Origin of the sequence: Bosea sp. ANAM02 (assembly GCF_011764485.1) — a bacterium.
In the GTDB taxonomy this organism is placed as follows: Bacteria; Pseudomonadota; Alphaproteobacteria; order Rhizobiales; family Beijerinckiaceae; genus Allobosea.
Genome location: NZ_AP022848.1, coordinates 2,047,286 through 2,062,443, shown reverse-complemented (window position 1 = coordinate 2,062,443; position 15,158 = coordinate 2,047,286). Strand labels below are relative to the sequence as shown.

15 protein-coding genes and 1 other RNA gene are annotated in these 15,158 nt (G+C 68.2%); 7 read left to right on the top strand and 9 right to left on the bottom strand.

Annotated elements, in window-relative coordinates; translation table 11 throughout:
• Complete coding sequence (gene serB, locus OCUBac02_RS09900; protein ID WP_244639148.1) at positions 1 to 888, top strand: phosphoserine phosphatase SerB; 888 nt, start codon at positions 1 to 3, stop codon at positions 886 to 888.
• 148 nt (positions 889 to 1,036) lie between these two features.
• Here serB and OCUBac02_RS09895 read toward each other — a convergent pair whose 3' ends face one another.
• The 8 genes from OCUBac02_RS09895 to OCUBac02_RS09860 all read right to left on the bottom strand — a co-directional run bounded on the left by OCUBac02_RS09895 (position 1,037) and on the right by OCUBac02_RS09860 (position 7,690).
• Positions 1,037 to 1,378 (bottom strand): DHCW motif cupin fold protein, encoded by a 342-nt coding sequence (locus OCUBac02_RS09895; protein ID WP_173045294.1) that lies wholly within the window; start codon positions 1,376 to 1,378, stop codon positions 1,037 to 1,039.
• Positions 1,379 to 1,524: 146 nt separating this feature from the next.
• Positions 1,525 to 3,042, bottom strand: a complete 1,518-nt coding sequence (locus tag OCUBac02_RS09890; protein WP_047580248.1) for a DegQ family serine endoprotease — start codon at positions 3,040 to 3,042, stop codon at positions 1,525 to 1,527.
• Positions 3,043 to 3,203: 161 nt separating this feature from the next.
• Complete coding sequence (locus OCUBac02_RS09885) at positions 3,204 to 3,395, bottom strand: DUF2065 domain-containing protein (RefSeq protein WP_047580249.1); 192 nt, start codon at positions 3,393 to 3,395, stop codon at positions 3,204 to 3,206.
• Positions 3,396 to 3,413: 18 nt separating this feature from the next.
• Positions 3,414 to 4,349 (bottom strand): protease modulator HflC, encoded by a 936-nt coding sequence (gene hflC, locus OCUBac02_RS09880; protein WP_047580250.1) that lies wholly within the window; start codon positions 4,347 to 4,349, stop codon positions 3,414 to 3,416.
• Complete coding sequence (gene hflK / locus OCUBac02_RS09875; protein WP_173045292.1) at positions 4,346 to 5,506, bottom strand: FtsH protease activity modulator HflK; 1,161 nt, start codon at positions 5,504 to 5,506, stop codon at positions 4,346 to 4,348. Before hflK ends, hflC begins: the two co-directional genes overlap by 4 nt.
• Before the next feature lie 391 nt (positions 5,507 to 5,897).
• The gene (locus tag OCUBac02_RS09870; protein WP_173045290.1) at positions 5,898 to 6,413 is read right to left on the bottom strand and encodes a dihydrofolate reductase; all 516 of its coding nucleotides are present in this window, start codon (positions 6,411 to 6,413) and stop codon (positions 5,898 to 5,900) included.
• Between the two features lie 3 nt (positions 6,414 to 6,416).
• Positions 6,417 to 6,899, bottom strand: a complete 483-nt coding sequence (locus tag OCUBac02_RS09865) for a GNAT family N-acetyltransferase (protein WP_173045288.1) — start codon at positions 6,897 to 6,899, stop codon at positions 6,417 to 6,419.
• Complete coding sequence (locus OCUBac02_RS09860) at positions 6,896 to 7,690, bottom strand: thymidylate synthase (RefSeq protein WP_173045286.1); 795 nt, start codon at positions 7,688 to 7,690, stop codon at positions 6,896 to 6,898. Before OCUBac02_RS09860 ends, OCUBac02_RS09865 begins: the two co-directional genes overlap by 4 nt.
• Before the next feature lie 215 nt (positions 7,691 to 7,905).
• On the opposite strand from OCUBac02_RS09860, the gene OCUBac02_RS09855 reads away from it, so the two are divergent.
• From OCUBac02_RS09855 to OCUBac02_RS09830, 6 genes are all read left to right on the top strand, one after another.
• Positions 7,906 to 8,169, top strand: a complete 264-nt coding sequence (locus OCUBac02_RS09855) for a PepSY domain-containing protein (protein ID WP_173045284.1) — start codon at positions 7,906 to 7,908, stop codon at positions 8,167 to 8,169.
• 38 nt (positions 8,170 to 8,207) lie between these two features.
• Positions 8,208 to 8,563, top strand: a transfer-messenger RNA (tmRNA) gene (ssrA, locus tag OCUBac02_RS09850).
• A 62-nt stretch (positions 8,564 to 8,625) separates the two neighbouring features.
• Complete coding sequence (locus OCUBac02_RS09845) at positions 8,626 to 9,198, top strand: SspB family protein (RefSeq protein ID WP_173045282.1); 573 nt, start codon at positions 8,626 to 8,628, stop codon at positions 9,196 to 9,198.
• Positions 9,199 to 9,212: 14 nt separating this feature from the next.
• A complete protein-coding gene (gene fumC, locus OCUBac02_RS09840; RefSeq protein WP_173045280.1) occupies positions 9,213 to 10,607 on the top strand; it encodes a class II fumarate hydratase in 1,395 nt (464 codons plus the stop codon).
• Positions 10,608 to 10,622: 15 nt separating this feature from the next.
• Positions 10,623 to 10,820 carry a DUF4169 family protein gene (locus OCUBac02_RS09835; RefSeq protein WP_047582925.1) on the top strand — a complete coding sequence of 66 codons (198 nt, stop codon included), beginning with the start codon at positions 10,623 to 10,625 and terminating at the stop codon, positions 10,818 to 10,820.
• Positions 10,817 to 11,041, top strand: a complete 225-nt coding sequence (locus tag OCUBac02_RS09830; RefSeq protein WP_173045278.1) for a ribbon-helix-helix domain-containing protein — start codon at positions 10,817 to 10,819, stop codon at positions 11,039 to 11,041. Before OCUBac02_RS09835 ends, OCUBac02_RS09830 begins: the two co-directional genes overlap by 4 nt.
• A 353-nt stretch (positions 11,042 to 11,394) precedes the next feature.
• Here OCUBac02_RS09830 and OCUBac02_RS09825 read toward each other — a convergent pair whose 3' ends face one another.
• Positions 11,395 to 14,979, bottom strand: a complete 3,585-nt coding sequence (locus tag OCUBac02_RS09825) for an AsmA family protein (protein WP_173045276.1) — start codon at positions 14,977 to 14,979, stop codon at positions 11,395 to 11,397.
• Between the last annotated feature and the right edge of the window lie 179 nt (positions 14,980 to 15,158).

Sequence of the window (15,158 nt, the reverse complement as noted above, 5' to 3'; positions counted from 1 at the left end):
ATGCTCGTCGCCACACTCGTATCCGCCCACGGCCAGGCGCTCGTCGACGACGCCCTGCTCGCCCGCCTCGCCCGCGCCGTGCCCGGCATCACCGGTACGGCGCCGCTCGACGGCGAAGTCGCCGCCGACCTCTTCGCGGAAGCGGCCGATGCACGCAAGCTCGAAGCCGAGATACGGGCTGAACTGGCAGGCGCCGCGATCGACGTGATCGTCCAGCAGGCGGCGACGCGCCGCAAGGCGCTGTTCCTCGCCGACATGGATTCGACCATGATCGGCCAGGAATGCATCGACGAGCTCGCCGCCTTCGTCGGCTTGAAGGAGCATGTCGCCGCGATCACCGAGCGGGCGATGCGCGGCGAGATCGATTTCGAGCCGGCCCTGCGCGAGCGCGTCGCCCTGCTGAAGGGCGTGCCGCTCGCCGTCGTCGGCGAGATCATCCGCGACCGCATCACGATGACACCGGGTGGGCGCGAACTCGTCCGCACCATGCGCGCCAATGGCGGCTACACAGCCCTCGTCTCGGGCGGCTTCACCGTCTTTACCGGGCCGATCGGCCAGACCATCGGCTTCGACGAGCACCGCTCGAATACACTGCTCGCCGATGACGGCATCCTGAACGGCACGGTCGCCGATCCCATCCTCGGCAAGCAGGCCAAGCTCGACGCGCTCGTCGAATTGCGCGGCCGCTTCAAGCTCGCGCCCGAACAGACGATGGCGGTCGGCGACGGCGCCAACGACCTCGCCATGCTGGGCGAGGCGGGGCTGGGCGTGGCCTTCCGCGCCAAGCCGGCGGTCGCGGCGGCGGCAGATGCCCGGCTCGAGCACGCCGACCTCACCGCCCTGCTCTACGCCCAGGGTTATACGGGCAGCGAGATCGTCCGGGGCTGAGCTCGCATTCAAAACCGCAGGTCATCCCGGGCGACCGAAGGGAGACCCGGGATCCATGCCGGAGCTTTTCCGGCAGAGGTTCAGGCATGGATCCCGGATCTCCGCTTCGCTCCGTCCGGGATGACCCGCGTGTTTGGGAGGCAGCCGTTCAATCCACGATGAAGAGCTTCGCGCCGGTCTTGGTCGCGGAGCGGTGCGCCTCGGCATTGTCGGCGACCTGATAGCTCATGCCGGCCTTGAGCGGCAGCACGCGCCCGTCCGCGAGCGTGGTCTCCATCTCGCCTTCGAGGCACAGGATGATGTGCCCCTTCGAGCACCAGTGATCGGCGACATAGCCGGGCGAATACTCGACCATCCGCACCCGGATGGGGTTATCCTCCGGGCCGAAATACTGGACGCGCCAGGTCGCCTCGCCGCTGTCGCCGGCATGATGCTCCACGGGGATCGTCGACCAGTCGGTGGTGACGAAGGGGATTTCGCTAAGCTTCATCTCGGTCTCTCCGGCGCCGTCAGCAAGCTCTAGCCGCGTTTTGCCAGCGCGCGCCAGCGCACGCGCCTCGCTCCCGATCTGCGGAGAGGGCATGAAAAAGGGCGGCCCTGACGGGCCGCCCTCACATTCTACCGATGCAACCTGTCTCAATTCATCGAGACGGCGACGAAGCGGACCTCGCCCTGGCCGTTCGAGACGAGCAGGAGGGCGGATTTCTTGCCCTCCTTCTTCAGCGCGTCGAGCCGCTTGGTCACGTCCTGCGGCGCGTTGACCGGCTCCTGGCCGACCTCGACGATCAGCTCGCCGACGAGGATGCGCTTGTCGGCCGCGTTCGAATTGGCATCGACCTTGGTGATGACGACGCCCTTGAGGCCGTCCTTGATCGAATAGCGCTTCCGGAGCTCGTCCGTCTGCGGCGAGAATTCGAGGCCGAGCGCGCTCGTCACGGCCGGCTTGGCCGGCTCGGCCGCCGGCTTGTTGGCCGAGGCCGACTGGACCTTCTCGCCGTCCTCGAGGCGGCCGAGCTTGACCGTCTTGGTCTCTTCCTTGCCCTTGCGGACGATCAGGATCGGCACGTCCTTGCCGACCGGCGTGGCCGCGACGATGCGCGGCAGGTCGCGCGAATCCTTCACGTCCTTGCCGTCGAACTTAACGATCACGTCGCCGGTCTCGAGACCGGCCGGCTTGGCAGGGCCCTTCTCGTCGACGCCGGCGACCAGCGCGCCGCGTGCAGAACCCAGGCCCAAAGCCTCGGCGGTGGCGTCGTCGACGGTCTGGATGCGCACGCCGAGCCAGCCGCGCCGGGTCTCGCCGAATTCCTTGAGCTGGTCGACGATATTGGTCGCCAGCGTCGAGGGCACCGCGAAGCCGATGCCGACGGAGCCGCCGGTCGGCGACAGGATCGCCGTGTTGATGCCGATGACCTCGCCGGCCATGTTGAACAGCGGGCCGCCCGAATTGCCCTTGTTGATGGCCGCGTCGGTCTGGATATAGGTGTCGTACGGGCCCTGGCTGATGTCGCGGTTGCGGGCGGAGACGATGCCCGAGGAGACCGAGCCTCCGAGGCCGAACGGGTTGCCGATCGCCATCACCGGATCGCCGATCCGCATCTTGTCGGAATCGCCGAACTTGACGAAGGGCAGCGGCTTGTCGGACTTCACGCGCAGCACGGCGAGATCGACCTTGCTGTCCTTGCCGACGACTTCGGCCTTCAGCCTCAGTCCGCTGTTGAAGATCACGGTGATCTCGTTGGCGTCGCCGATGACGTGGTTGTTGGTGACGACGATGCCGGAGGGATCGACCACGAAGCCCGAGCCGGCCGATTGCGAGCGGCGCTGCTGCGGCGCCTGACGTTCGCCCTGCTGGTTGCGGCGGTTGAAGAATTCCTCGAACAGGTCGCCAAAGGGCGTATCGGGGCCGAGCTGCGGCAATTGCGGCAGGTTGCGGCCGCGCTGGTCGTTGGTGGTGACGGCCGCGATATTGACCACCGCCGGCATGACCTTCTCGACGAGATCGGCCAGCGAGGTCTGCCCCTGCAGGAGCGGGGTATTGGCCTGCGCATGCCCCGGCGCCAGCACCGGCGTGGCCAGCAGCGCGAGCCCGGCGACGCCGGCGGCGAGAGCGATGCGGACAGGCCTGGCTGCGGAAAGGGTGTTCGATGCCATTGGGATCCTCGTGTTCGGAAGAATGCGGGCCGATCGATGCAGGCTGGCGCATCCGGTGCCGCGAGGCGGGCGGACGCGCCCGATGATTGAACTCCGAAATGCGGCGGAAGGGCGACGCACGATCATGTCATCGAACACGATCGCGTGGCGCCCCTCCCCTTCTACCAGACGCCGCGCGCGAGCCAGACCAGGATCACGCCCAGCACCGCCGAGCCGATGCCGATCAGCCGCATCCGGTCCGGCGGTGTTTCCGCCGCGCTGCGCAGGGCATCCTTCGCCAGATGCGGGATCGCGGCGAAGAGAATGCCCTCGATGGCGAAGACCAGGCCGAGCGCCGCGACGAAATCAAGCATCCGCGTCGCCCGCCATCGTCAGGGCCGTGCCGGCGCCGGCTGGGCAGGCGTCGCGGGAGCCGCGGCCTGGCCGTCCTGACGCGGTGCGTTCGGGCCATTGAAGAAACGGAAGAACGGCGAATCCGGCGTCAGCACCATCCGCGTATCCCCCGACTTGATGCTGGCCTCATAGGCCTGCATCGAACGGTAGAAGGCGAAGAACTCCGGGTCCTTGCCGAAGGCTTCGGCGAAGACCTTGTTGCGCTCCGCTTCGCCCGCGCCCCGGATCTCGTCGGAGTGCTGCTGCGCTTCCGCGACGATCACGGTCGATTCCCTGTCGGCACGGGCGCGGATTTCCTGCGCCTGCTGGCCGCCGAGGGCTCGGGCTTCCGCCGCCTCGCGCTGGCGTTCCGTCTGCATGCGCTGGAACACCGCCGCCGAGTTCGCCGCCGGCAGGTCGACGCGCCGCAGGCGGACATCGACGACCGACATGCCGAAGCGGGCGGCCTCCCGGTTCACGTCGTCGCGGATGCGGTTCATCAGGCGCGAGCGCTCGGTCCGGACCATGGCGATGAAGCTGGCTTCCGCGAGCACGGAGCGGACATTGCCGTTCACGATCGAGGCGAGCTGCGAATTCGCCCGCGGGATGTTGTTGACCGCCTGGTAGAAGCGCAGCGGATCGGAGATCCGGTAGCGCGTGAAGGCATCGACGACGAGACGCTTCTGGTCCGAGGCGATGATTTCCTGGGCCGGCAGGTCGAGGTCGAGGATGCGGTTGTCCAGCAGCGTCACCGTCTCGACCGGCGCGAACCACTTGAAGTAGAGGCCCGGCGCGGTCGTGACCGCGCGCACCGCGCCGAACCTGAGCACGATGGCCGACTGCGTCTGCGAGACGACATAGGTGCAGGTATAGAGCACCACGGCGACGATGACGACGGCGAAGAAGAGCACGCCGCGCAACACGGGGGAGTTCATCGCTGGGCCCCTCCCTGCTGCTGGCCCGGAGCCGGGCGCCGTTGCTGGAGCTGGTCGAGCGGCAGATAGGGCACAACGCCCTGCCCGTTGCCCGTCGAGTCGAGGATGATCTTGTCCGTCCCGCCCATCACACGTTCCATCGTCTCCAGGAACAGACGCTCGCGCGTCACGCCCGGAGCGTTCTTGTACTGCTCGTAGACCGCGTTGAAGCGGCTGGCCTGACCGCGCGCCTCGGCGACGGTCTGCTCCTTGTAGGCTTCCGCCGCCTGCGTGATCTGCGCCGCCCGGCCGCGTGCCTCAGGCACGACGCGGTTGGCATAGGTCTGCGCTTCGTTGCGCAGGCGCTCCTGGTCGGCACGGGCCGCCTGGACGTCGCGGAAGGCATCGATGACCTGCTGCGGCGGGTCGACCTTCTGGAGCTGAACGAGACTGATGCGCACGCCGGCATTGTAGCCGTTGAGCGTGTCCTGCATGAGCTGGCGCACCTCGGTCTCGATCGCGCCGCGATCGGTCGTCAGCACCGGCTGGATGTTGCGCCGGCCGATGATCTCGCGCATCGCGCTCTCGGCCACGGCCTTCACCGTGCCCGGCGGGTCCTGGATGTTGAAGACATAGTCCTCGGGCGCGGCCGGATCGATCTGCCACTGCACGATGAAATCGATATCGACGATGTTCTCGTCGCCGGTCAGCATCAGGCTTTCTTCGGTGACGTCGGTCTGGCGCGAGGTCCGGACCGATTCGACCGTCCGGAAGCCGACCTCGGTGGTGATCACGTTCGTCACCTGCGGCTTGATCACGTTGCCGATCGGATAGGGCCAGTTCCAGTTCATGCCCTCGCCGGTCTTGCCGGAGAAGCGGCCGAAGACGACGTTCAGGCCGACCTCGTTGGGCCGCACGAAATAGATGCCGGATCCGAGCCAGAGCAGGATCACGAGCAGCGCGCCGAGCACGAGGCCGCGCCCGCCGATATTGCCGCCGGGGACCAGATTCTTCAGCCTATCCTGGCTGCGCCGCAGGATCTCCTCCAGATCGGGCGGATTGCCATTGCCACCCCCGCCGGAGCCACCGCCCCAGGGACCACCGCCGCCGCTACCTCCGCGCTGACCCCAGGGACCTCCCCCGCCGCTGCCACCGCCGCTCTGATTGCTCCAAGGCATTCGCGAGCCGTTCCCTTTCGTTCTGTCGAGGCCAAGCCATAAGCAAATGACGGCCGCTTGTCAGCGCCTTCGGCCGAAGGCGCTGGGCTGACTTGGTCATGGGCCATGGATTCGTCAACGGCGCAAGCCATTCATCGTGAACGGAAAGCGGCGATCGGAGGCGGCTTGGCATCACCAGCCCTCGTCCCGAGTGTCCGGCTGGAAACACCAGCCCTCATCCTGAGGAGCGCTCGCAGAGCGCGTCTCGAAGGATGCTCCAGATGGTTCGGGAGCCTGCTGGACCATCCTTCGAGACGCCATTCCCAGGGGAATGGCTCCTCAGGATGAGGACTCGACGGATTTCCAGCCGGACACTCCGGATGAGGGCTATGGAGCCCCGAGGGAGCGGCGATCAGCCGCGCCTGGCATAGGTGACGAAGGTATAAGGATGCTCGTTCTCGGCATCGGCGGGGTGGTGCTCTTTGGCGCCGGCCTCGAAAGCGTCCCGCTCCCAATCGGGAAAGAGCGCGTCGCCTGACGGGTTGGCATGCACGATGGTCAGCTCCAGCCGGTCCGCCAGGGGGAGCGCCTGCCGGTAGACCCCTGCGCCCCCCGCGACCACGACGGAATCCGCCCCGCTGGCCGATGCGAGCCGTTGTCCGATCTCCAGACCCTCGTCGAGCGAATGCGCGACACTGACACCTTCCGGCGCAAAGCCGGCATCGCGCGTCAGCACGACGGTCTCTCGCCCCGGCAAGGGCTTTCCGATCGACAGGAAGGTCTTGCGCCCCATCAGCACAGGGCGCCCCAGCGTCAGGCTGCGAAAGCGCTTCAGATCGGTCTTCAGCCGCCAGATCAGCCGATTGTCATCGCCGATCACGCTGTTTTCAGCGACGGCCGCGATCAGAACGATCGGACGCTTCTCCATGGCTCAGCCCTCCGCGCCGAGCTTCGCCAGCGCTTCGCCCTCCAGCCGTTTCACGGTCCACTCGTCCTGCGCCTTGGCGCCGAGCGCCCGGTAGAAAACGCGCGAGGGCTCGTTCCAGTTCAGCACCCACCAGGCGAGGCGCGGCAGCTTCTCCGCGACACAGCGCCGCGCCAGCCCGGCGATCAGCGCCTTGCCGATGCCGCGCCCGCGCTGGTCAGGACGAACGTAGAGGTCCTCCAGCCAGATTCCGTGCCGGCCCGAAAAGGTCGAATAGGTGTAGAACCACACGGCGAAACCGACCGGCACGCCATCCCATTCGGCGATGTCGCAGAAGGTCTTCGGATTCTCGCCGAACAGCGCCGCCTCGATCTCGGCCTCGGTCGCGACGACCTCGTGCAGCAGCTTCTCGTATTCGGCGAGCTCGCGGATGAAGCCGAGCACGAGCCCGGCCTCGCCGGGACGGGCGGAACGGATGGAAAGCGTCATACTGCGATCGGAGCCTTGATGCCGGGATGCGGGTCGTAATCGGTGATCGTCACGTCCGCGAACTGGAAATCCTCCAGCCGCGTCACCGCCGGGTTGAGCGTGAGCTTCGGCAGCGCGCGCGGCTCGCGCGCGAGCTGCAGCCGCGTCTGGTCGAGATGGTTCACATAGAGATGCGTATCGCCGAAGGAATGCACGAAGTCGCCGACGCCAAGCCCCGTCACCTGCGCGACCATATGGGTCAGCAGCGCGTAGCTCGCGACATTGAAGGGCACGCCGAGGAAGACGTCGGCCGAGCGCTGGTAGAGCTGGCAGGAGAGCTTGCCGTTTGCGACGAAGAACTGGAACAGGCAGTGGCACGGAGCCAGCGCCATCTTGGGGATGTCGGCCGGGTTCCAGGCCGAGACGATCAATCGGCGCGAATCCGGATTGCGGCGGATCTCGTTCACCAGCCAGGCGATCTGGTCGATCACCTGCCCGTCGGGCGCGGCCCAGGAGCGCCACTGCCGGCCGTAGACCGGGCCGAGATCGCCGTTCGCATCGGCCCATTCGTCCCAGATCGTGACGCCGTTCTCCTGGAGGTAGCGCACATTGGTGTCGCCGCGCAGGAACCAGATCAGCTCGTGGATGATCGATTTCAGGTGCAGCTTCTTGGTCGTGACCAGCGGGAAGCCTTCCGACAGGTCGAAGCGCATCTGGTGCCCGAACACGGCGAGCGTGCCGGTGCCGGTGCGGTCGTCCTTGCGGACGCCCTCGGTCAGGACGCGTTGGAGCAGGTCGTGATACTGGCGCATGGCGACTCTCTGGAAGGCGCGCGACTATAGCGGCTCGCGTGCGGCTTGGCCCTGCCCGGCAGGCAGGCATCCCCAGCCTTTGCCGCAGACCCTGCCAGCCCGTGGCGGGAGCCTCGCGACCTCACGCAAACGCGAAAGCCCGTGAGACGGATTCTCCGCAAACCCGCCCCAATCGGCGCCGCTCATCGCGCGCTTGATTCGTGGGGATAGTCGATATGCCGACCCTGAACGCACCCGGCCGCCTGCTGGCTGCACTCGCTCTCAACGCCCTGATCGCGCTCGCGGCGCAAGGCGAGGAGACCTATGCCGACGTGACGATCTCCGAGCGGCAGGCCCGCGACATCGCCTGGAGCGCCGGGCTGGTCCATGTCGAGGAGATCGTGCGCCTGGACGATCGCTGGGAGATCGCCGGCCGCACCGCCGAGGACGACGAGATCAGCCTCGACATCGACATCCGAAATGGACGCATTCTGAATTGAGGCGCGGAAACCGCACTCGCTTGTGAAAACGCATGAGAACCCTTTCCCAACGCCACGGGCTTCCCTATATTCGCAGGTGCCGCTCGCAAGAACGGCTATGGCGATAAACGGATCTCGAAATAAGCCTTTCGGACCCGGGGGCGGTACCCGGCGCCTCCACCAAAACCCTGATGACGCAGGGTTTTGGCGGGGGCGAAATAGGATCGACGAGGGTGTAAAGGTTATCCTTTTGCTCGGCATGGTTCCGCCGTTATCGGGCCAAAGCATAGTTGCCAACGACAACAATGCTCGGGTTGCTGTCGCCGCGTAAGCGGTGCTGGTTCCCAAACCAAAGCCCTTGCGCTTAGCCGCGTAAGGCGGGGCTCGGAGGCGCCTGGCAACAGAAGCCTCCACTTCTTTTTCTGACGGCCTGCCGGCTGTTCCCGCCGGAACGCAACAAGCGGAAACCACGACTCGATGTCCAAGGATGTTCTTCGTTACGATCTCATGGTGCAGGACGCGCTGAAGGGCGTGGTCCGCAAGATCCTGACGGAGGCCGCGCGCGACGGGCTGCCGGGCGAGCACCATTTCTACGTCACCTTCCGCACCGGGGCCCCGGGCGTGCGCCTGTCGCAGCGCCTGCGCGAGAAGCACCCCGACGAGATGACCATCGTCCTCCAGCATCAGTTCTGGGACCTGAATGTCGGCGAGCACTCCTTCGAGGTCGGCCTGTCCTTTTCCGGCGTGCCCGAGCGGCTGCTCGTGCCCTTCGACGCGATCTCGACCTTCTTCGACCCCTCCGTCCAGTTCGGCCTGAAGTTCGAGGCGCAGGACCAGCCCGAGGATGCCGTTTCGCCGGAGGTCGAGCCTGCCGAGCCCGCCCCTGCGCCGGCCAAGCTGGTGCCTGCCGCCCTCCCGGCCGCCAAGGGCAAGATCCCCGCCGCCGAGCCGGCGCCCGCTTCCGCGAAGGATGAGCCCGCCGCAGAAGGCGAGGACAGCCGGGGCAGCGCCGAGGTGGTCAGCCTCGATTCCTTCCGCAAGAAGCCCTGACGACGACGGACGCCATGACCGAGACGCGCACCGAAACCGATTCCTTCGGCCCGATCGCGGTGCCGGCGGATCGATACTGGGGCGCGCAGACGCAGCGCTCCCTCGAGAATTTCCGCATCGGCGGCGAGAGCGAGCGCATGCCGCTGCCGCTCGTCCATGCGCTGGTGCTGGTCAAGAAGGCCGCCGCCCATGTCAACGCCAGGCTCGGCCTGCTCGACCAGCGCGTCGCCGGCGCCATCGCCCATGCGGCCGACGAGGCGCTCGCCGGCAAGTTCGACGGGCATTTCCCGCTGGTGATCTGGCAGACCGGCTCGGGCACCCAGTCGAACATGAACGCCAATGAGGTCCTGGCCAACCGCGCCAATGAACTGCTCGGCGCCGGCCTCGGCGCCAAGAGCCCGGTCCATCCCAACGACCACGTCAATCGCGGCCAGTCCTCGAACGATTCCTTCCCGACCGCGATGCATATCGCCGCCGTGCTGGAGATCACGCGCCGGCTGCTGCCGGCTTTGCGCAGCCTCGAAAAGGCGCTGAACGCCAAGGCCGAGGCCTTCAAGCATCTCGTCAAGATCGGCCGCACCCATCTGCAGGACGCGACGCCGGTCACGCTCGGCCAGGAATTCTCCGGCTATGCGATGCAGCTCCATCTCGGCATCGGCCGGATCGAGGCGGCGCTCGGCGGGCTCTATGCACTGGCGCAGGGCGGCACCGCCGTCGGCACCGGCCTCAACGCCCATCCCGATTTCGCGGCGCTTTTCGCTAGGGAAGTCGCGACGCTGACCGGCCTGCCCTTCCGCAGCGCCGACAACAAGTTCGAGGCGCTGGCGAGCCATGGCGCGCTCGCCGCCGCCCACGGCGCGCTCGCCGCGCTCGCCTCCGACCTGTTCAAGATCGCCAACGACATCCGCCTGATGGGCTCCGGCCCGCGCTCGGGCCTCGGCGAGATTAGTCTGCCGGAGAACGAGCCCGGCTCCTCGATCATGCCGGGCAAGGTCAATCCCACGCAAGCCGAGGCGCTGACCATGGTCGCGACCCAGGTCCACGGCAACCAGGCGACGGTCGGCTTCGCCGCGAGCCAGGGCCATTTCGAACTCAACGTCTTCAAGCCGGTGATCGCCGCCGCTTTCCTCCAGTCGGTGCGGCTGCTGGCCGACGCGGCCGAGAGCTTCCGCGTCAACTGCGTCGAGGGCATCGAGGCCAACGAGGCGCAGCTCAAGGAATTGCTCTCGCGCTCGCTGATGCTGGTGACGGCGCTGGCCCCTGCGATCGGCTACGACAAGGCCGCCAGCATCGCCAAGGCCGCCCATCACAACGGTACGACCTTGCGCGAGGAAGCCCTGAAGGCCGGCGTCGATGCCGAGCTCTTCGATGCCACGGTCAAGCCCGAGCTCATGCTCGGCCCGCACTGACGCGAGGTTGAGTCGTTGGCCGAGATCATCAACCTCCGCCAGGCCCGCAAGCAGAAGGCGCGGGCGCAGGCCGAGAAGACGGCCGAGCAGAACCGCATCGCTTTCGGCCGCACCAAGGCCGAGCGCAGGCTGACCGAGGCCGAGCGCGACAAGGCCGCCCGCCATATCGACGGGCACAGGCTCGACCGCGACGACGAGCCGGAGCCGGCATGAAGCCGGAGCGCAAGCGCTCGCTCAGCATCGCCGGCCACCGCACCAGCATCTCGCTGGAAGCGCCTTTCTGGGAGGCGCTGAAGGAGATCGCGGCTGGCGAGAACCGCCCGATCGCCGCGCTTGTCGCAGAGGTCGATTCCGGCCGGGGCGAACTCAACCTCTCCTCGGCCCTGCGGCTGCATGCGCTGGCGCATTATCGGAAGCTGGCGGGCGGCTCGTAGGCTTGTTGGACTCGCTGGGGAACACCCGTCATGCCGGTACATCGCGCAGCGATCGGCCCGGAACCTATGAACACCGTGCCCTTCCAGCTTTCGTCATGCTCGCCCTTGTGGCGAGCATCCACGTCTTGAACACCGCTCCTGACGAAGGGAGGCGTGGATCGTCGGGACAAGCCCGACCATGACGGGGATGCAGTGTTCATGGGTTCCGGGCTCAGGCCTTCGGCCTGCCCCGGAATGACGCAGTGGCTCCCTAGAAGATCGACAGGCCTCGGACGAAAGCCAGAAAAATTACGCCCGATCAATAGCTTGGGATAAAATTCCGAATCAACCTGCGAAACGCTTGAATCAATCTCTCAGCGGACCGGCGCACCGCGCGGCTGTGCCCCGGGCTGAAGCTGCATCGGAGGAGCCGGCGCCTGCACCGCCCCTTCCGGCGAGCTGTTGAGCGGCGCTCCCGGCAGGACGAGCGGGCCGGGTTGCGGCTGAGGCTGAGCCTGCGGCACGGCCGATTGCGCCGCCCGTTCGGCCGCGGCGCGGGCACGCTCCTCGGCTTCCGCCCGCCGGCGCGCTTCCAGCTCCAGCCTCGCCTGCTCGGCGCGCCTGGCCTCCTCGGCGCGCTTCTCCTCGGCCTGACGGCGCTGCTCCTCGATGCGCCGCGCCTCCTCCTGGCGCTTCTCCTCGGCGATGCGGGCCTCTTCCTGCGCCTTGAGGAACTCGGCGAGCTTGCGCTCGTTCTCCCGCGTCTCGCGCTCGGCCCGCAGGCGCCGCGCATGCATCGCCCGCTCGCGCGCATCGGCCTCGAAGGCCTCGACCCGTTCGATCTCGCGCGCCAGCGCGCGGGCCGCCACGGTATTCGACAGCGCGCTGACATCGCTCTCGCGCCTGAGGTTCGACAAGGGTCCGCGCCAGGCGATGCCGATCTGCGGCGCATCGCCCGGCCAGCCCTTCGGCAGGCTGCCCAACGGCTTCAGGCCGAGCCTGAGATCCGCGGTGAGCGCCCGCAGGTCGAGGATGCCGCTCGCCTCGGCGCGCAGGCCGTTTCGCTCGAAAGAAAAGGGCTGAAGCCGGATCAACCCGCCGGCCAGCGTGAAGGGCAGCGTGACATCGCCGAGCGCCCAGGCATCGCGATCGAGCGCCTCGCTCAGCCGATCCTGCAGGCGCGAGGCGTCGCTCTCGGACGCGTCCTCGCCGGTGCCGGCAATGATGCGTGCATAGGCGTTGGGGTCGAAGCGAGCGAGCCGCGTACCGGTGAGCACAAGGCTGCCGGCCCCGCTCAGGCCCGCGATCAGGCGCGCCGGCGTCTCGCCGGAACCGCCGAATTCGACCTGCCCGGAAGCCTTGCCGCCGACCGCCCCCTTGGTGAACGCGCCGAGATCGACGGTCATCAGGCTGAGCCGGCCGTTGAGCTGGGCCAAACCGCCATCGCGCCGCAGGCCGAGCCGCCCGGCGACCTGCCCGCCGCCATAGCTGCCACGGAGATCGTCGATCCTGAGCCCATCCTGGTCCGAACGCAGGGCAAAGCTGGCGTTGCGGACCGTGCCGCCATCGAAAGCGGTGAGTGTTCCCGCCTCCACCGCGATGTCGAAATCGGGGAAGCCCGCCACGCGTCCGAAGCGCCCGGTCGACCAGAGCGCGTTCGGCGCCGGCGCGGCCTGTCCGAGGGCCGCACCCATCAGTGGCCGCAGATCGATACTCGGAACCCCAAGACGGCCGGAAGCGCGCCCCTCGCGAGGCAGCAGGAGCGAGCCATTCATCGCCATGCCGCCGAGATGGGCGGTGATCTCGTCGAGCCGGATCGCCTCCTCGGCGAGGCCAAGCCGCGCGGAAGCGTCGATCACGCCATCCGGCAGCAGGCGTGCCGGCCCTTCGGCGAGGAACTGCCCCGGCCCATCGGCCTGAAGCGTCAGTCGCGGCCCTTGCCCGCCATCCTCGACGACGATCGAGAGTCCCTGCCCGGCGAGCGAGCCGGTCGCCTTGCCCCTGTCCAGTTCAAGATTGAAACGGCCCGCCCCGCCCTGCTGCGGCAACGGCAAGGCGAGGGCCGCGAAGGCCTGTCGCCGGTCGTTGAGTTCGAAGCCCAGCGCCACCCGACTCCAGTTGCCGGACCGGTCGAGTCGCCCGTCGAGCCTGAGCCGGCCCGCAGCCGCCGTGCCTTCCGCCGACAGGCTGGTCTCACCGGACGCGGCACGCGTCAGCCGGAAACCGGTATCGAGCCGCGCCAGCCCCTCACCGACGCGTTGGAGGGCCTGGATCGCGGTCTCCGGCAGCAATGGCCCGGCCAGCGCCGTCAAGGTCTCGAAACGCGGCGCCCGCACCCGGCCGGAAATCTCGCCACCCTCCGCCAGCAAGGCACCGGCGCCCGTGACGGCGACGCCGCCGAAGCCATCGACCGACAGCCGGCTCAACCGCCAGACATCGCCCTCGCGCCGGAGGTCGAGATTGGCGGAGCCCGGCGGCGCGTTGCGGAAACGCAGATTGGTGAGCGTCAGATCCAGCGCCACGTCGCGCTGCCGGAGCAGGCCGGAGAGACTGTTGCCGGGCGGCAGGGTGTCCAGCGAAAGTCCGTTCACGGCTGCCTTGGCGGCGATCCGGTTCGGCGCGATCTCGCCGGAGGCATCGAGGCGCAGGCCCGACGAACCGGCGACCAGCAGGCGCTGGAACCGACCGCCTGTTCTCGTCCAGGCGCCGACGATATCCGCGTCGATCCTGCCGAGCCGCGCGATGAAATCGGCCAGCGCCGGGTCCAGTCCGGCCCGCGACAGCACCAGCCCGACGCGCCGCGCATCCTCCGCCTTGAGATTGAGCCGGCCCGAGGCCCCGTTCCCGTCGAGATTGCCGCTCGCCCCCAGCAGGGCGCCGGCCACCCGCACGGACGCGGAAGCCTCGCTCAGGCCCCCGTCATGCAGATGCCCGCGCAGGGCGAGCGTCGAGAAATCCTCGCCATGCCAGATCAGCTGGTCGAGATCGAGGCTGACGTCGAAAGCGCCCGGCAAGCCCTGCAAGGCGCGCTCGAAGCCCTGCCGCTCCGCCAGCGCCGTCGTCAGCGCATCGGCGTCGAGCCGGCGTGCGCGCAGCGCCAGCGAGCCCTTGCCCGTGCCGGGAAGATATTGCCCCTCGCCTTCCAGCCGCGCCGCACCGCCGGCGAGGTCGAGCGTCAACCCGGAAAGATCGAGTTTCTGGCTGCCGCCCTTGACACGGCCGGTGAGCGCAACGGCCCCGCCAGGCGAGAGATTGAAGGCACCATCGAGTTCCGCGCCGAAGCCCTCGCCTGCTCTGGGAAACAACAGCGCCCCGTCGAAGCCGAGTTGCAGGTCCTCGCCGGTCAGATGGGCCTTCGTCCTGAGCCGCCCGTCGGCCTCCATCTCGCCGGTGGTGATGCGCAGCGACGCGCCCGCGACCTCGCCCTCGAAGCGCCAGGGGCCGGCGAGGCTGACCGCCGACATCTCGGCGGCGATCGGCGAGAGCGTGACGGCCGGCTTGCCTGCCTCGCGCCAGATCAGGGCGGAGCGGCTGATCGTCAGGCGGTCGAGCCTGGCTTCGGCCGGAATCCCAGCGCCGCTGCGCTCGGGCAAACGGATCGCGCCGGCATCGTCGAGCGAGAGCGAGATCGCCGCGCCGTCGAGCCGCGCTTCCGAAAAGCGGAACTGACCGCGGGCCAGCGCGGTCACTGCCAGCTCGACGGTCGCGTGCTCCGCGCTGGCGGAACTCGCCGTTCCGTCACCCGGCCCGATCCTCAGGTCCTCCAGCGCGATGCGTGGCGAGGGCAGCAGGCGCAGTGCGATCCCGCCGCCGACCCGCGCCTCGACGCCGAGCGCCTCGCTCAGTCGCGCCTCGATCTGCGGACGATAGACGCGCCAGTCGACGAAGCCAGGCCCGATCAGGGCCGCCAGCAGCGCCAGCACCAGCAGGCCGGCCAGAACTGTCAGACTCTCACGCAAATTCCGCTATACGCCCCTGTGGCTCGCCGAACGGCATTGTCTTCCGACTCGCCCCGGCCTTGCGACCGGAACGCACCGTCATTCCGGCCTTCCCGGAATGACGGGTCCGTTTCATCGCGAGGGAGGATGGCACCGCTCTGGCCATCCTGACCGCAAGTCGCGGCAAGATCACGACATTT

Coding starts and splice junctions, on each gene's coding strand:
- serB (WP_244639148.1), top strand. CDS start 1: ATGCTCGTCGCCACACTCGTATCCGCCCACGGCCAGGCGCTCGTCGAC.
- OCUBac02_RS09895 (WP_173045294.1), bottom strand. CDS start 1,378: ATGAAGCTTAGCGAAATCCCCTTCGTCACCACCGACTGGTCGACGATC.
- OCUBac02_RS09890 (WP_047580248.1), bottom strand. CDS start 3,042: ATGGCATCGAACACCCTTTCCGCAGCCAGGCCTGTCCGCATCGCTCTC.
- OCUBac02_RS09885 (WP_047580249.1), bottom strand. CDS start 3,395: ATGCTTGATTTCGTCGCGGCGCTCGGCCTGGTCTTCGCCATCGAGGGC.
- hflC (WP_047580250.1), bottom strand. CDS start 4,349: ATGAACTCCCCCGTGTTGCGCGGCGTGCTCTTCTTCGCCGTCGTCATC.
- hflK (WP_173045292.1), bottom strand. CDS start 5,506: ATGCCTTGGAGCAATCAGAGCGGCGGTGGCAGCGGCGGGGGAGGTCCC.
- OCUBac02_RS09870 (WP_173045290.1), bottom strand. CDS start 6,413: ATGGAGAAGCGTCCGATCGTTCTGATCGCGGCCGTCGCTGAAAACAGC.
- OCUBac02_RS09865 (WP_173045288.1), bottom strand. CDS start 6,899: ATGACGCTTTCCATCCGTTCCGCCCGTCCCGGCGAGGCCGGGCTCGTG.
- OCUBac02_RS09860 (WP_173045286.1), bottom strand. CDS start 7,690: ATGCGCCAGTATCACGACCTGCTCCAACGCGTCCTGACCGAGGGCGTC.
- OCUBac02_RS09855 (WP_173045284.1), top strand. CDS start 7,906: ATGCCGACCCTGAACGCACCCGGCCGCCTGCTGGCTGCACTCGCTCTC.
- OCUBac02_RS09845 (WP_173045282.1), top strand. CDS start 8,626: ATGTCCAAGGATGTTCTTCGTTACGATCTCATGGTGCAGGACGCGCTG.
- fumC (WP_173045280.1), top strand. CDS start 9,213: ATGACCGAGACGCGCACCGAAACCGATTCCTTCGGCCCGATCGCGGTG.
- OCUBac02_RS09830 (WP_173045278.1), top strand. CDS start 10,817: ATGAAGCCGGAGCGCAAGCGCTCGCTCAGCATCGCCGGCCACCGCACC.